Genomic DNA, 18,439 nt, shown 5'->3' on the forward strand with positions numbered 1-18,439 from the left:
TTGAGTGCAGCCGCATCGTAACAAGGAACACTGAACGTGAAATCTTCACTCGCAGCATTATCTTCCCAACTCGGTGAGTTGATGCTCCGTGACCAACAGCGTATGCGGCGTCGGCTGCAAGGCGCACGAAAAGTCAATAATCCTGAGGCTATAGAAGCCATTACCCGTGAAATTGAGGCTGAAATAGCCACGGCGATGCAGCGGGTTGTCAGCCGTCGAGCGGCCTGTCCGACCATCACTTATCCTGAAAATTTGCCGGTCAGTCAGAAGAAACAAGATATTTATGATGCTATCCGTGACCACCAAGTGGTTATCGTCGCCGGTGAGACCGGGTCGGGTAAAACCACGCAGTTGCCGAAAATCTGTTTGGAGCTGGGGCGTGGTGTTAAAGGGGTCATCGGCCATACCCAGCCACGGCGTCTGGCGGCTCGGACGGTAGCGAACCGTATTGCTGATGAATTGGACACTTCCCTTGGCGGTTGTGTCGGCTATAAAGTCCGTTTTAACGATCAGGTTGGCGAGAATACGCTGGTTAAGTTAATGACCGACGGTATTCTGCTGGCTGAAATTCAGCAAGATCGTCTGCTGATGCAATATGACACCTTAATTATCGATGAAGCGCATGAACGCAGCCTGAACATTGATTTTATTTTGGGCTATTTGCGTGAATTATTACCCAAACGCCCTGATCTTAAAGTCATTATTACGTCGGCTACCATTGATCCCGAGCGCTTCTCTAAACATTTCAATAATGCACCGATTATCGAAGTTTCAGGCCGTACTTATCCGGTGGAAGTGCGCTATCGCCCGATAGTGGATGATGCCGACGATGTTGAGCGCGATCAGTTGCAGGCTATTTTTGATGCGGTAGATGAACTGAGCCATGAGAGCCCCGGTGATATTCTGATATTTATGAGCGGTGAGCGTGAGATTCGCGATACCGCGGATGCGCTGACAAAACAGAACTTGCCCCATACCGAAGTGCTGCCGCTCTATGCTCGCTTGTCAAATAGTGAGCAGAATAGAGTGTTTCAGTCTCATCACGGGCGGCGTATTGTGCTAGCGACCAACGTCGCAGAAACCTCGCTGACTGTACCCGGCATCAAGTATGTTATCGATCCCGGCACGGCGCGTATCAGCCGCTATAGTTTCCGCACCAAAGTCCAGCGGTTGCCAATTGAGCCCGTTTCTCAAGCCTCGGCTAATCAACGTAAAGGCCGCTGTGGTCGTGTGTCGGACGGTATTTGTATCCGTCTTTACTCGGAGCAGGATTTTCTCTCACGTCCTGAATTTACCGATCCTGAGATCCTGCGCACTAATTTGGCGTCAGTTATCCTGCAAATGACCTCATTAGGTCTGGGGGATATAGCTGCATTCCCATTTGTGGAAGCGCCGGATAAACGCAATATTCAAGATGGTGTGCGGCTGCTGGAAGAGTTAGGGGCGATACAAACCGCGGATAATGGTCATCAGCAATTAACACCACTAGGCCGTCAGTTGGCGCAATTGCCGGTCGATCCTCGTCTGGCGCGCATGGTGCTTGAAGCACAGAAAAGTGGCAGTGTGCGGGAGTTGATGATTATCACCTCGGCGTTATCTATTCAGGATCCGCGTGAGCGGCCAATGGATAAACAGCAAGCCTCTGATGAGAAACATCGCCGCTTTGCCGACAAAGATTCTGATTTCCTGGCGTTCGTTAACTTGTGGGATTACCTGAAAGAGCAGCAAAAAGAGCTATCATCGGCACAATTTCGTAAGTTATGCCGCAGCGATTTCCTGAACTATCTGCGGGTACGCGAATGGCAGGATATCTATACTCAGCTGCGTCAGGTCGTGAAAGAGCTAGGAATCCCGGTCAACAGTGTCGCGGCGGATTATCGCAGTGTGCATACCGCAATACTGACCGGCTTACTATCTCATATCGGTCAGAAAGATGTTGATAAGCAAGAATATACCGGTGCGCGCAATGCCCGATTCGCTATCTTCCCCGGGTCCGGCTTATTTAAAAAACCGCCGAAATGGAGCATGGTCGCAGAATTGGTTGAAACCAGCCGTTTGTGGGGCCGCATTGCGGCTCGTATTGAGCCAGAGTGGATTGAACCTTTGGCGCAGCATCTGGTTAAACACCATTATAGCGATCCGCATTGGGAGAAAGCGCAAGGGGCGGTGATGGCCAGTGAGAAAGTCACCTTATTTGGCTTGCCGATCGTGACTGAGCGCAAAATAAACTATGGCCCGATTGACCCGCCACTGTGTCGCGAGCTGTTTATCCGTCATGGATTAGTCGAAGGGGATTGGCAAACGCGCCATGCTTTCTTCCGCGCCAATTTGAAACTATTGGCCGAAGTGGAAGAACTGGAGCATAAATCCCGTCGGCGCGACATTCTGGTCGATGATGAGACACTGTTTAATTTCTATGATCAGCGTATTGGTCGCGATGTTATTTCAGCGCGTCATTTTGATAGCTGGTGGAAGAAAACCAGTCAAACCCAACCCGAGTTGCTTAACTTTGAAAAAACCATGCTTATCAAGGATGGTGCTAACAAAGTTAACCCGCTGGATTACCCAAATTTTTGGCATCAAGGCTCACTAAAGTTACGGCTTTCCTATCAATTTGAACCAGGTACTGATGCCGATGGGGTTACGGTGCATATTCCATTGCCTATTCTCAATCAGGTTCAGGAGCAGGGCTTCGACTGGCAGATCCCCGGGATTCGCCGTGAGTTAGTGGTGGCACTGATCAAGTCATTGCCCAAACCGGTTCGCCGCAATTTTGTTCCTGCGCCTAATTATGCGGAAGCTTTTCTGGCACGAGCAACGCCACTGGAGACAGGGCTGCTAGATGCCTTAGAGCGCGAGCTTCGTCGCATGACTGGCGTGACGGTGTCACGTGAAAGTTGGCAATGGGAGCAGGTACCAGACCACCTGAAGATGACATTCCGGGTGCTGGATGACAAAAATCGAACGCTACGTGAAGGCAAAGATCTTGCTGCCTTGAAGTTGCAACTACAAGAGAAAGTGCAGGAGACGCTCTCTGCGGTTGCTGACGATGGTATCGAACAAAATGGTTTGCATATCTGGAGCTTCGGTTCTCTACCTGAATGCTATGAACAGCGCCGTGGTGGATATGAAGTCAAAGCTTATCCGGCGCTGGTGGATGAAAAAGACAGTGTAGCTATTCGTTTGTTTGATACAGAATCTCAGCAACAACAGGCCATGTGGCAAGGAACTCGGCGCTTATTGCTGCTGAATATTCCCTCTCCGATTAAGTATTTGCATGAAAAGTTGCCGAATAAATCCAAACTCGGCCTCTATTTTAATACGTATGGCAAAGTGATGGATTTAATTGATGATTGCATCGCTTGCGGGGTGGATAAACTGGTCGCCCAAAATGGCGGCCCAGTGTGGCAAGAGGCTGATTTTGCTCGGCTACAAGAAAAAGTCCGAGCCGAGCTGAATGAAACTGTGGTCGATATTGCCCAGCAAGTTGAACAGATCCTTACCACGGTATTCAGTATTAATAAGCGGCTGAAAGGCCGGGTCGATATCTCGCAGGCCTTAGCGCTTTCCGATATCAAAGCCCAACTTGGGGGCCTGATTTATCGCGGTTTCGTCACCAATAATGGCTGGAAGCGGTTACCGGATACATTACGTTATTTACAAGCGATTGAGCGCCGGATGGAAAAACTGGCGGTGGATCCTCATCGCGACCGCGCACAAATGCAACGCGTTGAACATGTGCAGCAGATGTGGCAGCAATGGCTCAGTAAGCTACCGCCAAAACGTCAGCAAGATGAAGATGTTAAAGAAGTCCGCTGGATGATTGAAGAGTTGCGTGTCAGCTTATTTGCTCAGCAATTAGGGACACCATATCCGATTTCCGACAAGCGTATTTTGCAAACAATGGAACAGCTTTCTGCCTAATTAGCACCGCTCCGCGCTGAGACATAACTGTTTTTCGTGCGGAGCTTTGCTTCACTCCCTTTTCCCCTTAAATCCCTGTTTGTCTCGACATCCATATGATTTATCAATTGTTATTTATATTTTTGCTATGTAATCGATGAAGAGTTTCAACTCTTCTGCGAAGCCGATCGAGAGTCACTAATTAACTCCCACATCCCGCCGCTTCATTATTGCCTGGAGTCTTTGACTACAGGTATATCTGTCTTGGCAATTGGGCGGGTTGTTCAAAGTTTGTCTGATTGTGGGTCACCATGTTTGATTACATTTGGTGAGTTTGATAGAGTTTTTTCAGAGCAAGGATTGCTTATGTATAAGATTAATTTGTTGCGGTTGTCGCAGCGAGAGTTATTCAAATTACCAGCAGGTATACAGGCGGCTTTGATTAAGGCCATGGATGAGCTTGAAGCATATGGACATGAGTTGAGAGAGCCAGTAGTTCGCGATATCGGGCGAGGCCTGAAAGAACTGCGGGTCAGTGCAAAGGAGGGGTTAGGGCGCGGTTTTTTCTTTTATCAAGCTGAGCGACAAGTTTATGTCATTCATATTTTGCAGAAGAAAACGCAAAAGACCCCAAGAAGGACACTGATGTTGGCCTATCAGCGCATGAAGGAACTCAAACGGAGATTGCAGCCATGAAAAAACAAGATGATTTTGACATTATTCCTTTTGCTGAAGTTAAAGCAGCGGCTTTAACTCATCCTCAGGTCAGTGAAGCTTATTCAGATATACAGATTCGGCAAGCGATGATGACGGAGCTGAAAGCCGCCCGTCAGCAATGCCATCTCACACAGGAAGAGGTCGCCCAACGCGCAGGGCTGAAGAAGCAAAATATCAGCCGTATGGAGAAAGGCATCATTTCACCAAACCTGACAACATTAAGCCGATATGCCGCCGCACTCGGTGGGACTTTTGTGTTTAAATTTAATCAAAAGCCCCAGAGTGTTAATAAAGAATAATCAGGTGTTGAATATTGAACCTTGTGGCTTAATTTTCTATTTGGCTTTCTTAGTGACTTTATTTGCCAGTGCTTTTAACCGATCTCTAATAGCAGTAACGGCTAAAGCGCGGTTATCTGCAAGATAGCGGTCCTTCGCGGCGGGAGCTGAACTTTGAATGGCAATCAAAGACCAGTTCTCGCCATCTTTCAGCAGTAAGGGTGAGCCACTATCGCCCGGTAAAGTATCACATTGGTGTGAAAGTACGCCTTGCTGTGCCCAGCCAGTAATCAGGCAATTCTCATGGCTGTATAGTGTGTCTAGGTGGTCAAGCGGATAACCTGCCTGCGTTATTTTACGATTAACTTGCTTCAGTGCTTGTGTCAGCTCATTAGCAGTGCCATCCCATAATGGCAGCGGCTTGATCGGAATACTTTTTGCATTGGTTAACCGAATAAGAGCAAAGTCATAAGCGGCAGCGGCCGGCGGTACTATCCAGCCGTCACCATCAGGTTTAAGTTTCTTACCTAACTTAGCATCGACCAGAGTTTCCAAATGAGATGTTTGATATTTCCAATGGCCATTATGGGAAATAAACCGTAAGGCAATGGCGCGATCAATCTTCCCTGGCGGAGCTAATACGCAATGGCCAGCAGTGAGCGCAAGGTGAGGGGAGATTAACGTGGCGGTACAAAGATTGCCGCTAGCAGTTTCAACTTGTCCAATAGCTTGCCATGGCCATTCGGTACTATCGGTTACGACTGTACGGTCATCTTTACCAAAAAACAGGGTTGTTTGATCCGCAACACTGCTATCAGCAGCTGGTGTATCAGTCGGAGGGGCGGCAATAGCGGTAGAAAGAGGTAAAAAACTTAATAGCAATAATGAAGATAAACGCATAAATAGTTAGCCTTGCCTTTATTTACCGACCAAGAGGTTATCTATCAACACACAGTTGAAAACTGTTGATTAAACGGCTCATCATGAATCCCACTATCGCTAACTATAGACATAATTAGCCGTGTGGAACATTGTCGATAATTGATTTTTCAATAATTTTAGCGCGGCACCAGCCACTGGTACTATAAATAAAAAAATAATGTGATCACACCGCAAATAACTAATGTAGCTAAAGTGATTTCAAATAAGTAGCGACGCAGCATTTTCAGCACTCCTGATAAAAAACACCCGGAAAACCGGGTGTTGAGTGAATCAGCTGTTACAGTCAATCGTGGAGAGCTGGCTCCAGCTTTATTTAGCTAGAGGCTGCTACTTTGCGGCAGGGACTGCTGCCGGTGCAGATTTACTGTGTGTTGCTTTTTTATGGTGTTTTTTGGCTGCCTGAGCTTTTTGCATTGGCGCGGCTTTATCCATTTTTTTCATCGAATCTGACTTCATCGATTTCTTAGCTTTTTTGTGGTGCATAGTTTTAGCTGGAGCACTATGTGCAGCAGGTGCAGTTGCCATCGGTGCTGCTGGCGGTGCAACCGTGTCTGCGGCGAAGGCGACAGATGACATACCCAGAGTTGCAGCAACAATCAGAGCTAATACTGTTTTCATGATTTATTCCTCAGTGTTCTGTTTGTATATCGGCCCCGTTGGGTCGTTGTAATGAGAATAGAGGAAATGATGAATAGCTTCCGTGAGTCATTGGTTTCGGCTTGTAACCGATTGTACAGGGCTGATTGTTCTCGGTAATCAGTCGCTCGATATATCTCTCACTCTATTTAAACCTCAAACTTTAGTTACAACATACAGTATGCTGTGAGTTAAAAAACGGCACTCTTTAGCCATGTGCCAATTGGGTATTACGCTGGGATCTAAGCTTGGCAGAGGAATACTGCCGCTCAGGGTGAGGGCAGTATTTTGAGGTTTAGTTTGTGTGCAAAAGCAGATTATAAATAACGCCGTTCTAGATGCTGACGGAAAAAGCGCGGATTAAGTGGTTCACCTGTAGCTTTAGTGATCAGTTCGGCGGTTAAATAGCGGCTACCGTGTTGCCAGATATTCTGCTGCAACCAAGTGAATAGGGCGCTAAGGTCGCCATTGGCAATATTTTTATCTAAGTCAGGAATTGAGCTGCGGGCAGTTTGGAATAATTGGGCGGCGTACATAGCGCCTAGTGTATAAGTAGGGAAATACCCAAAGGCGCCATCCGTCCAGTGAATATCTTGCATACATCCATTACGGTAGTTGCCTTCAGTGCTAATCCCGAGATATTGCTGCATTTTCTCATTCCAGAGCGCGGGAATATCTTCTACCTCTATTTCACCGCTAATTAATGCCTTTTCAATCTCATAGCGCAAAATGACATGCGCAGGATAGCTGACTTCGTCAGCATCAACCCGGATAAAGCCAGTTTTGACACGTTGATTGAGAGCCACAAAATTTTGCTCGGCAAAAGCAGGCTGCTCACCAAATTGTTGGATAACCAGCGGGCGAACAATTTGTAGAAATTCCTCACTGCGCGCTAATTGCATCTCAAACAGCAAGCTTTGCGATTCGTGAATTGCTGTCGAGCGAGCATGTGATATTGGTTGGCCTAGCCATTCACGGGGAAGGTTTTGCTCGTAACGGGCATGGCCGGTTTCATGCACAATGCCCATTAATGAACTGAGGAACTCTTGCTCATTATAACGGGTAGTAATACGTACATCTTGGGGAACACCGCCACAGAATGGATGCACACTGACATCAACGCGCCCGCCGTCAAAGTCAAAACCCAGTACTTTCATCACATTCAAGCCAAGCTGGCGCTGTTTTTCTAGGTCAAATGGCCCTTGTGGGATCAGGCAACGTTCATTGGCTTGTTTGGCGGTGACTTGCTGTAATAACTCAGGTAGCCACTGCTTAAGATCGCCAAAGATACGGTCCAGATCGGCGCTATTCGTCCCCGGTTCATATAAATTCAGTAAGGCATCATAGCGCGATGTACCCGCGGCTTGTGCGCGAATTGCCGCTTCTTCGCGACTGAGTTTGACCACTTCACGCAGATTTTCTGCAAAGCCATTCCAATCATTGGCGATACGTTGTTGCCGCCAGGCATGTTCACAGCGCGCTCCTGCCAGTGATTTGGCTGCAACCAGTGCTTCTGGCAATAACACCGCATTATTGTAATGGCGGCGCATTTCACGCACATTCGCCCGCTCAATGTCATTGAGTGTTTCTTGCTCGGCTTGTTGCAGCCACTCACCGACCTGTTTGGCGGTTAGAATCTGATGTTGCAGTACATTTAACTCAGCCATAGCCTCTGAGCGAGCAAGGTTACCTTTGGCGGGCATCATGGTTTGCATATCCCATCCGGCAATAGCCGACAAATGCTCAAAACGGGAAAGGCGAGTGAAAGTGGTGCGCAGGTGCTGATAAGCATTAGTCATAGAACACTCCATAAATCTGATATGCCAACTTATGTCATTGGTGGCAATTAATTAAGACTATCTGGGTCAGTAGACAGTGAGTAAAGACTTTTTACCGGCCAACAGAATCTGAAGCTGGCACCACCTAATGAACTGGCATCGACAGAGATACTGCCTTGATAAGCCAGTGCAATGGAGTGAACAATAGCCAATCCCAGGCCACAGCCACCGGTGGCGCGATCTCGGCTTGGGTCGAGGCGAACAAATGGCTCGAAAACTCGAGCTCTTTCTTCCAGTGGGATACCTGGCCCGTCATCTTCAACTTGCAAACAGGCGTTATCGCCATCAAACCATAACCCAACCCGCAGTCGTTTGGTGGAGTAACGTAGGGCGTTATTGACTAAATTATCCAGAACGCGCTCCATCAGACGCAGGTCAACCGCACCAAAATCCCCGTGATGGGGGATATCCAGTTCAATCTCGCGCTCACTATGAATCAAGCGCATATCCATAACCTTTGTGGTTAACCAGCCCGGCAGATCTATGGGTTCAAGATTTAGGGAGACTTGCGGGCGGTCCAGACGAGCATAAGTGAGAAGTTCGTCGATCAGAGCTTCCAACTGGCCAATATCATGATTCAAAGCCTGTTGTTCACTTTCAGTCAGATTATCACTCATTGCTAAACGATAGCGTAGGCGAACTAGTGGGGTGCGCAACTCATGTGCAATCCCATCAATCAGCAGCTTTTTACTGACAATCAAGGTGCTGATATTGTCTGCCATTTGGTTAAAGGCGACCCCCAGGCGGCTTAAGCTAGACGTGGGATCAAAATGTGTTCGCTCATCAAGATGACCCGCCCCCAAGCGCTGGGCCGCATTTTCCAGTTTAAGTAAATCTTTCCAGTGGGGGCGCATCCAGAGGAATACGGGTAAAGCTAAAGACATGCCAATCAGAATGAGTAAGGCTAAATCGAGCAAACGCATCTGATGCAGATAAAATAGATAGGGGACTGGGCCTACCGCGAGGACATAATGGCTGCGAGGTATTCGTTGCAGGAATGTATATTCATCATCCAGCGCAATGATTTCGCCTGCCCGTAGGCGCTTATTCAGCCGCTCGCCAAGGTCACGTTTATCGAGTGGCTCGATATGTAATTGGAAAGAAAGATTTAAATCTAATGTGGCGATGGTTTTGTTCCAGTCTTTTAGCGGGATCTCGCGTAACTCACTGCGCATTAAAGACAGCGAGCTTTTCATCAAATCATCGAGTGACTGACGCCCAGCGCGCTCTGCGGTGACTTTATAAACCAGCCCGACTAACATCGCCATCACCAAAAAACAGACGAATAGCAATAAGAAAAACTGAATAAATAGCTTCCTCATTGCTGCACAGACTCCCATGCATTCGGGGCGAACAAGTACCCTTTATTGCGCACGGTTTTGATGCGGAAAGGTTCAAGAGCATTGTCATAGAGTTTGCGGCGCAAACGCGAAATAGCGACATCGATGCTGCGGTCCATCCCGTCATAACTGACGCCGCGCAAGTTTTTCAAGAGCGCCTCGCGATCCATTATGATGCCAGCATGTGTTGCCAACTCCCATAGCAGATCAAAGTCAGAGGTGGATAACGTAATCTCTTCATCACTGAGATTGACCTGCCGATTGACTGGGTCAATGCAAAGTAAGCCAAAATGAATCGCGTTATAGCCGGTGAGCGGCGGGCTGATAGTCTCTTTAGTCTGCTGCTGATTGTGCTGACGGAGATGCAAACGTAAGCGGGCTAACAATACCGCTGGCGGTGTGGTTTTCAGGATATAGTCATTGGCCCCCATCTCCAGAGAGAGAATATGGTTCATATCACTGTCCAGTGAGGTCAACAGCACGATGGGGCCGTCATAACTTGGTCGCAAGTCGCGACACAATGTCATCCCATCTTTTCCAGGCAACATGATATCGAGCAACACCAGGTCAGGCTGTTGATCTTCAATAACCGCTTGCGCTGTATCACCGCGTGGTTCTACATACACATCGATGTCATGCTTGCCCAGATAGGCTGCAATCAGCTTTCCGACCTCCGGGTCGTCTTCTACAAAAACTATTTTGGTCATGTTTTTCAGTTTATAAAAGGGCCGGAATTCAGCATAGCGCGCTGTTGGCAGCAATACTATGCACGTTACTTATTCTACTTGTTATTAATGCTAGTGAGTGATTGCTAGACAACGGGCAAATCATTTCATTATATTAATGTAAGTGATTATATCGTCATCTCTATCTGGTTGCGCCCATCGTTTATATATCAATATCTATGATTAATGAATAGCTGTATCGATCAGCTAAGGACTGAGGGATGAGTGGCGAACACATTGGTGTGCCAGCGCACAGTGAGAAAGTCTGCTTCGATTACACGGAATTTTTGGCCGCTTCTTGCAAAAAGCGTTGGAGTTTTCTTGATGCTATTTATGGTGTTATGCCAATTTTTGGGATGGTGGTAAAATCGCAAACTGAATTGGAGAGAACCCCGCAAGAGCGGCTTACGGCCTTGGCTCTACAGGTTTTGTCAACCCAACTTAGTGATGAAACGAATATTGTTCGCTTGATTCGACTAGCGGAGCTGCAGGGCATAACCGCGCTGGATATTCAGTTGCCTTATGCTTTGGAAACCGCGCAGCTCGGAGAAATTAAGCAAAAATTTCCGCAGTCGATGGGGCTGAGTCAGAAGGGCGAATGCTTATCTGTGGACATCTTGGGAACAGAAAATTACTAGCGGCGTTAACAAAATATTCAAATGGACAAACTCGTTTAACTGGCCTGTCCATTTGAGATATTTATTTCGCTACTATTTTCAACTCATTGCATTGCGAGCCAGGTTGCCGGGATAGTGGCGATTAACACTAGGCAGATAGCCGCACGTTCCAACGTATTGAGTAGCCGTAGCCCTTCATGCCCTTTACGTGCATAAATGAATACCGCCAGTCCTGGTGCGTATAGCAGGACAGAGAGCAACAGGTATAATAATCCCGCAGCATAAATCAGCCACAAGCCATATAAGCAAGCACCAGCGGCTACCACAATCAACCGCCAATCCTGACGTTTTAACGCCACTTTAAACAGAAATGCGCCAACCAGAAAGTAGGGCACCAGGATCATTTCTGATGCGATCGTCAGCAAAGTATTGTAATTACTGCCGGTCAGCCAGATAAGGATCAGTGCCACTTGTACCGCACAGTTGGTCAACCACAGGGATTTGGCCGGAGCATTGTGTTGATTGTGATGGCGGAATATTTTAGGGAATGCGCCGTGGTTAGCAGCAACCATTGGCACTTCTGCTGCCATAATGGTCCAGCTCAGGTATGCGCCGCAAACAGAAATAATCAGCCCGGTGGCAATAATAACTTCCCCCCAAGACCCCATCATCTCAACCATAATACCGGCCATCGAAGGGTTACGCATGCCAGCCAATTCAGCGCGAGGCACCACCCCAAGGGACAATAACGTAATGAGCAGGTAAACACTGAGTGCGGAGAGCACCGCCAGCATGGTAGCGCGCCCAACATCTTTTTTATTCCGTGCTCTGGCAGACACCACCACGGCGCCCTCTACACCAATAAAGACCCACAAGGTGATCAGCATAGTGTCTTTCACTTGCTGCCATACTGGGGTGTGCAGCGCAATACCGGTAAAATCAAAACTGAAGGTATCGAGGCTGAAGGCGAAACCCGCCAGAACAATAAAACCACCAATAGGGAGCAGTTTCGCCAATGTGGCAGCCAGATTGATACTGGCGGCAGTTTGCACGCCGCGTAACACCAGAGCATGCACCAACCACAGCAGGAAAGATGCCCCCAATAATGCCTGCCAGGTATTTCCTTCACCAAAGATAACGTTGCCCGATTTATCGGTAAAGAAACTCAAGGCGGCAAAAACAATCACTAAGTAAGAGACGTTGGCAATCACCGCGCACAGCCAGTAGCCCCAAGCCGAGAAAAAGCCGATAAGGTCGCCAAAACCCTCTTTGGCATAGGTGAATATTCCACCATCCAGATCAGGGCGCAGGCGCGTTAATAGCAACATCGCAAACGCCAGGAAAATGATCCCCACGCCGGTAATACTCCAGCCAATAAGCAAGGCTGCCGGGCTGGCAACTTCAGCCATATTTTGCGGCAAGCTGAAGACACCTGCACCCAGCATAGAGCTGAGGACCAGCGCAGTTAGCGCAGTCAGGCCGAGTTTTTTTTCCAATTGTGGATCCTGGTTTTTAGAGTATTAATGAATGGTTACTGGCTTTTAAGCAGCATTATATGAGGCGAATATATCAAGACCTGACAGATAATAGCCCCAAAATTTTTGGAAGATTTTACGGAGTGGGAAGCGATCATGCAATGATTGGTTATGCGATTTCGGCAAAAAATTATTCAATCAACGCTCATCAACGGCGGGTATATTACGAGCCAATAACAAAAGGGCAGCTAATGGCTGCCCTTTTGATGATTATTCAAACAAATTTATTTGAACAGGTCAGCACTCACGCTCAAGTTACCGCCGCTCTTATTCTGCCATTGGCGAGTCACGTGGTAGTACTTAGCCCCTTTTGCCGCCGCACGTTTGGCGACTTCGTGAGAGACATCCGTCATGCTGTTAAAGTGACCAGTGAAGCTAACAGAATCAAACGGCACCATCTGCGCGGCAGTGGTGTTATTCAATTCTTGAATCTGAGTGCCATCTGGCAGCGTTACGGTGTAACGTTTACCAGTTGATGATTGGGTTTCAAAGAAACGGCCAACATCAGCACTCGGTGTACCTGAAGAGGCCACACCCGGAATTTCAACATTTGCTGCAGCTGCGCCACCGGCTGCCAGCGCAGCACGACCCGCATCTGAATCCGCAGGAATCACATCCGGGCTTTGTACCACACGTTTGGCGGCATCTTCTTTATAGACATAGGCCGTCACGAACTGGTTGCCACCTTGGTTGGCATCGACCTGACGCACGATGAAGAAGGAGTAAGCGCCTTTCTCTTTTGCTGCTTTGGAAATGGCGTCACTGATATCAGGTTGGCTACGGAAGAAACCGCTGACAGAAACAGTGTCATAAGGTTGCAACGCGTAGGCTTCTGCTTTTGGTAATTCTTTAACACCATTAAAGACGCGATACTGGGTCTCTTTGCTCACTTCCGGTGCATCATTATGATAAACATCGGCCGTTACACGCCAGTTGCCGCCATTATTGTTGCTGTTGATATCTTGGATATAGAAAGAGTCTGCGCCCAATTTATCAGCACGGCGGGATACCGCATCAGCTGCTTCATTGATTGCATTAAACCGGCCAGTAATAGTAATGCGATCAAAGGGCTTGATGGCTGCTGCTTGCTCTGGAGCGAGTTCTTTTGCCGCATGTGCAGCAGAAAGCGCGGTGAGTGATAGCAATGCCGATGCGATGATCGTGTATTTCAGCTTCATAAAAAATCCTTTCGCCTTGCGCATTAACGTTGATACGTGCGGAACAATTGATGTGTAACAGAATAGCAGATGATTATTACATGTAATAATGGCGAGTGTCTCCGCAATTTATATGACTTAGTATATGAATTATGAAGTTCAGCCGCCCGGTACTTTACATTAAGAATCGATATAAGCTTTACGAATAATGGCTTTAACGTCATAAGTGCTGATTATTTACATTTTTCTAACTTAATCCCGCGCGGTGACTGGGTTGTACCACATTGAGAAAACTTATTATTTTGGCGCAAAGTTGCAGGACAAGCCGCTAGTAATTATTCTTTCTATAGTGAATTATACAGAGTTCTTTCCACCTGCCAGTTTTAGTGAAAAAACTGCGTCTGTTGCGCACACAGATATGGATCATCAGTCACATTTTCAGTAGGTTATAGGGAGCTATAGCGAAGCAGGTTTTTATCATAGGGCAATTACCCAAAGTATTTGAAACAGCGGGTAGGCAGCAAACGAATAAATCTCGGTGAGCTGACGTAGGTCAGTGATTCGGGAGCAAGAGAGCAGCTAACACCCCTGCAGCTTCAAATATGCAGGGTATGACAATACTCATCATCAAAGACAGGTAAAAAGGGAACATTATGCGTATTGGTGTACCAAGAGAGCGGTTGTCCAATGAAGCCCGTGTTGCAGCAACGCCGAAAACGGTAGAACAATTGCTGAAATTAGGCTTCACCGTGGCGATTGAAAGCGGAGCTGGCCATTTAGCCAGTTTTGACGATGCGGCATACCTGGAAGCGGGTGCCACCATTACGGATACCACCGATGTGTGGCAATCCGACCTTATCCTCAAAGTGAATGCCCCCCTTGAGGAAGAAATTGCCCTGATGCGTGAGGGGAGCACTTTGGTCAGCTTTATCTGGCCGGCTCAGAACCCTGAATTGCTGCAAAAGCTGGCAGAGCGTCAAGTCACTGTATTAGCAATGGATTCAGTACCGCGCATTTCTCGCGCCCAATCCATGGATGCGCTGAGCTCAATGGCTAACATTGCGGGCTATCGCGCCATTGTTGAAGCCGCACACGAATTTGGCCGCTTCTTTACCGGGCAAATTACCGCCGCCGGTAAGGTTCCACCGGCAAAAGTTGTTATTATTGGTGCCGGTGTTGCGGGATTGGCCGCCATTGGTGCCGCCGGGAGCTTAGGGGCGATTGTTCGTGCCTTTGACACCCGTCCGGAAGTGAAAGAACAAGTTCAGAGTATGGGGGCTGAATTCCTCGAGCTGGATTTTGAAGAAGAAGCGGGCAGTGGTGACGGCTACGCCAAGGTGATGTCTGAAGCCTTTATCAAAGCTGAAATGGAGCTGTTTGCAGCACAAGCGGCTGAAGTGGATATCATCGTCACCACAGCATTGATTCCCGGTAAACCTGCACCACGTCTGATCACCAAAGAGATGGTGGCCTCGATGAAGTCGGGCAGCGTGATTGTCGATCTGGCAGCGCAGACCGGTGGTAACTGTGAACTGACGGTAGCTGATAAAGTCACTGTCACTGAAAATGGCGTGAAAATCATTGGTTATACTGATTTACCCAGCCGTTTACCGACCCAGTCATCCCAGCTTTACGGTACAAACTTGGTTAACTTGCTGAAATTACTCTGCAAAGAGAAAAACGGCGAGATCGACATTGATTTTGAAGATACCGTAATTCGCGGTGTTACCGTGGTTAAAACCGGTGAAATAACCTGGCCGGCACCGCCAATTCAGGTTTCGGCACAGCCTCAGGCAGCGAAAGCCGCGCCATTGGTGAAAGAAGAGGTTAAGCCGTCATCGCCATGGCCTAAATACATCATTATGGCTCTGGCCATTGTCCTGTTTGGCTGGTTGGCAAATGTCGCGCCGAAAGAGTTTTTATCTCACTTTACGGTCTTTGCCTTGGCCTGTGTTGTTGGCTATTACGTGGTGTGGAATGTCAGCCATGCGCTGCATACACCACTGATGTCAGTCACTAACGCAATCTCGGGCATTATCGTGGTGGGCGCATTGTTGCAGATTGGCCACGGTGGCTGGGTAAGTTTCTTATCCTTTATTGCCGTATTGATTGCCAGCATCAACATTTTTGGTGGCTTTACCGTCACCCAGCGTATGCTGAAAATGTTCCGTAAAAACTAGGTTTATATAAAGCCGGGCTTGCCGAAAGTGCAGGCGGGTAAAGCTGAGTTGATGAAAATGTTGATTAAAAAAATTTTGCTGATGAAAACAGTGTCATACAAAAATAAAGGAGTAACTGATGTCTAGTGGTCTTGTTACAGCTGCGTACATAGTTGCTGCGATTCTATTTATTTTCAGTTTGGCTGGGCTGTCGCGCCACGAAACATCCAAACAAGGTAACACCTTTGGTGTGACCGGTATGGCCATCGCGCTTATCGCGACCATTCTGGGGCCAGACTCAGGCAATGTTGCTTGGATTATCATTGCTATGGTGATTGGTGGGGCAATCGGTATTTATCTGGCGAAGAAAGTCGAAATGACTGAAATGCCGGAACTGGTGGCTATCTTACACAGCTTCGTGGGTCTGGCGGCGGTTCTGGTTGGCTTTAACAGTTATCTGGATCATGGCCCAGTGGTCATGGATGCGGTGATGGTGAATATTCACCTGACCGAAGTGTTCTTGGGGATCTTTATCGGTGCGGTGACCTTCACCGGTTCTATTGTTGCCTTCGGTAAATTACGTGGGATTATCTCCTCCAAGCCGCTGATGCTGCCACAACGCCATAAGTTGAACTTGGTCGCGCTGGTTGTTTCATTCTTGCTGATGATTCTGTTTGTCAGAACCGATAGCGTCGCGCTGCAAGTGGTCGCACTGCTATTGATGACCTTGATTGCTTTGGGCTTCGGCTGGCACTTGGTTGCATCCATTGGGGGTGCAGACATGCCAGTGGTGGTCTCGATGCTGAACTCCTACTCCGGTTGGGCCGCAGCAGCAGCAGGTTTCATGCTCAGCAACGACCTGTTGATTGTAACCGGTGCATTAGTCGGTTCTTCCGGTGCGATCCTGTCGTACATCATGTGTAAAGCGATGAACCGTTCGTTTATTAGCGTGATTGCCGGCGGCTTTGGTACTGATGGCTCTTCTACTGGTGATGCCGAAGAGATGGGCGAATACCGTGAAACTACAGCGGAAGAAGTGGCCGACCTGCTGAAAAATGCTAGCTCGGTTATCATCACCCCTGGCTATGGTATGGCAGTTGCACAAGCTCAGTACCCCGTTGCGGAAATTACGGCAAAACTGCAAGCCCGTGGGATCAAAGTGCGCTTTGGTATTCATCCGGTAGCTGGGCGTTTGCCTGGCCATATGAACGTGTTATTGGCGGAAGCTAAAGTGCCTTATGACGTGGTGCTGGAGATGGACGAAATCAATGATGATTTCCCAAGCACCGATGTGGTATTGGTGATTGGTGCCAACGACACCGTTAACCCAGCCGCACTCGAAGATCCGCGCAGCCCGATTGCCGGTATGCCAGTGTTGGAAGTGTGGAAAGCGCAAAGTGTCATTGCCTTTAAACGTTCAATGAATACCGGCTATGCTGGCGTTCAGAACCCATTGTTCTTCAAAGACAATACTCAGATGTTGTTCGGCGATGCTAAAGACAGCGTAGAAGCCATCTTACGTGCGTTGTAATCGTTAGTGTTGTAGCTGAAAAAGGGCCACTGATGTGGCCCTTCTTTTTTGGCATTAAATTTGAAAATCAGATGAGAGGGCGATTATTCATCATCTTCGTGGTCTTCATCACTTTCAATCGGGCAAGTAAAACCTTCTGGTTTAATGGCCAATAAATCACATTTAAGATGGTCGATCACATGTTCGGTGGTGTTACCGATAAAGGCGGCAGATAGCCCGGTGCGCCCCAAAGTACCCAGCACCACTACCCCGGCGCGTAAATGCTCAGCTAAGTCCGGGATAACTTCTTCAGGTAATCCTTTCTCCACATGAGTGAATTTTTCGTCAATACCAAACTGCTGACGTAATGCTTTCATCGCCACCAAATGCTGACCGCGAATAGCATCGTTGTAGACACTCGGGTCAAAATCAGGCAATTCAATAGCAATATTGATCGGCGTTACCGGATAGGCGCTGATTAAATGCACCTGAGTTTGGTTAACATGCTCAGCCAGTTCTCTGGTTTCTTTCACTAAACGTAGATTGAGAGGGTCGTGCAGGGGATCTTCGCTGGATAAGTTGACGGCCACCAATGCGGTACCACCTTCCGGCCAAGGTTGGTCTTTTACCATCCACACCGGGCATGGACATTTACGTAATAAGTGCCAGTCAGTTGGGGTGAAAATAATGGATTCCAATCGGTCATGTTGATGAGCCATTTTTAGCAACAAATCGTGCTTATATTTCAGGACTTCCTGAATAATGGCTTCATACGGGCGATTGTGCCATACCACTTTGATTTCAATGGGCACGCCAGCATCAAGATAAAATCGGCACTGTTCGCTGATCCATGCTGAGCGTTGGCTAATGACCCCTTTGCGCATAGCCGTGCGCTCATCCGGGGACAGCAGGGTGGTCATGTCATATGACAAGTCATAAATAGCTAAAAATGCTTTGATTGCGCCGCCATTACGCTGCACAAGATAAACTGCACGTCTTAATGCAGGCTGATCATCCTGATTGGGGTCAATAGCCACCAGAATATTCTGATACTTTGCCATAGTGTCTCCTTACTACCGTGA

14 protein-coding genes are annotated in these 18,439 nt (G+C 47.9%); 6 read left to right on the forward strand and 8 right to left on the reverse strand.

The genetic code is table 11. The features are described from left to right. Nucleotides 1-36 precede the first annotated feature (36 nt). The 3 genes from hrpA (at nt 37) to FTA96_RS10380 (ending at nt 4,919) form a co-directional block, all read left to right on the forward strand. Complete coding sequence (hrpA, locus tag FTA96_RS10370; protein ID WP_145573748.1) at nt 37-3,924, forward strand: ATP-dependent RNA helicase HrpA; 3,888 nt, start codon at nt 37-39, stop codon at nt 3,922-3,924. 345 nt (nt 3,925-4,269) lie between these two features. After that, the gene (locus FTA96_RS10375; RefSeq protein WP_032911846.1) at nt 4,270-4,599 is read left to right on the forward strand and encodes a type II toxin-antitoxin system RelE/ParE family toxin; all 330 of its coding nucleotides are present in this window, start codon (nt 4,270-4,272) and stop codon (nt 4,597-4,599) included. Further along, entirely contained in the window at nt 4,596-4,919 is a 324-nt protein-coding gene (locus FTA96_RS10380) for a helix-turn-helix domain-containing protein (protein ID WP_050121308.1), read from the forward strand. Before FTA96_RS10375 ends, FTA96_RS10380 begins: the two co-directional genes overlap by 4 nt. Before the next feature lie 36 nt (nt 4,920-4,955). Here FTA96_RS10380 and FTA96_RS10385 read toward each other — a convergent pair whose 3' ends face one another. From FTA96_RS10385 to rstA, 5 genes are all read right to left on the reverse strand, one after another. Continuing rightward, the gene (locus FTA96_RS10385) at nt 4,956-5,798 is read right to left on the reverse strand and encodes a trypsin-like serine peptidase (protein ID WP_134956800.1); all 843 of its coding nucleotides are present in this window, start codon (nt 5,796-5,798) and stop codon (nt 4,956-4,958) included. A 369-nt stretch (nt 5,799-6,167) separates the two neighbouring features. Continuing rightward, a complete protein-coding gene (gene asr, locus FTA96_RS10390) occupies nt 6,168-6,458 on the reverse strand; it encodes an acid resistance repetitive basic protein Asr (protein ID WP_050121310.1) in 291 nt (96 codons plus the stop codon). A gap of 335 nt (nt 6,459-6,793) precedes the next feature. After that, entirely contained in the window at nt 6,794-8,275 is a 1,482-nt protein-coding gene (locus tag FTA96_RS10395) for a carboxypeptidase M32 (RefSeq protein ID WP_050107094.1), read from the reverse strand. Nucleotides 8,276-8,322: 47 nt separating this feature from the next. Next, entirely contained in the window at nt 8,323-9,636 is a 1,314-nt protein-coding gene (rstB, locus tag FTA96_RS10400) for a two-component system sensor histidine kinase RstB (protein ID WP_050107092.1), read from the reverse strand. Then, the gene (gene rstA, locus FTA96_RS10405; RefSeq protein WP_050107090.1) at nt 9,633-10,361 is read right to left on the reverse strand and encodes a two-component system response regulator RstA; all 729 of its coding nucleotides are present in this window, start codon (nt 10,359-10,361) and stop codon (nt 9,633-9,635) included. Before rstA ends, rstB begins: the two co-directional genes overlap by 4 nt. A gap of 239 nt (nt 10,362-10,600) precedes the next feature. Here rstA and FTA96_RS10410 point away from each other — a divergent pair, with 239 nt between their 5' ends. Continuing rightward, nucleotides 10,601-11,017, forward strand: a complete 417-nt coding sequence (locus tag FTA96_RS10410) for a hypothetical protein (RefSeq protein ID WP_050107088.1) — start codon at nt 10,601-10,603, stop codon at nt 11,015-11,017. A gap of 83 nt (nt 11,018-11,100) precedes the next feature. Here the strand turns inward: FTA96_RS10410 and FTA96_RS10415 are convergent, their stop codons facing one another. Together FTA96_RS10415 and ydgH are read right to left on the reverse strand one after the other, a co-directional pair. Continuing rightward, on the reverse strand, nt 11,101-12,492 hold the full coding sequence (locus FTA96_RS10415) for an amino acid permease (protein ID WP_050107086.1): 1,392 nt from the start codon (nt 12,490-12,492) through the stop codon (nt 11,101-11,103). A 263-nt stretch (nt 12,493-12,755) separates the two neighbouring features. After that, nucleotides 12,756-13,709, reverse strand: coding sequence for a DUF1471 family protein YdgH (gene ydgH / locus FTA96_RS10420; RefSeq protein WP_050107084.1), 954 nt, complete (start codon nt 13,707-13,709; stop codon nt 12,756-12,758). Nucleotides 13,710-14,341: 632 nt separating this feature from the next. Here ydgH and pntA point away from each other — a divergent pair. Beyond that, nucleotides 14,342-15,868, forward strand: coding sequence for a Re/Si-specific NAD(P)(+) transhydrogenase subunit alpha (gene pntA, locus FTA96_RS10430; protein WP_145573750.1), 1,527 nt, complete (start codon nt 14,342-14,344; stop codon nt 15,866-15,868). Nucleotides 15,869-15,986: 118 nt separating this feature from the next. Beyond that, a complete protein-coding gene (pntB, locus tag FTA96_RS10435) occupies nt 15,987-17,378 on the forward strand; it encodes a Re/Si-specific NAD(P)(+) transhydrogenase subunit beta (protein ID WP_050134487.1) in 1,392 nt (463 codons plus the stop codon). Nucleotides 17,379-17,461: 83 nt separating this feature from the next. Here pntB and uspE read toward each other — a convergent pair whose 3' ends face one another. Beyond that, nucleotides 17,462-18,418: a universal stress protein UspE gene (gene uspE, locus FTA96_RS10440; protein ID WP_050107076.1), complete on the reverse strand. Its 957-nt coding sequence runs from the start codon at nt 18,416-18,418 to the stop codon at nt 17,462-17,464. Nucleotides 18,419-18,439 lie beyond the last annotated feature (21 nt).

This window comes from Yersinia alsatica (assembly GCF_902170305.1).
GTDB lineage: Bacteria > Pseudomonadota > Gammaproteobacteria > Enterobacterales > Enterobacteriaceae > Yersinia > Yersinia alsatica.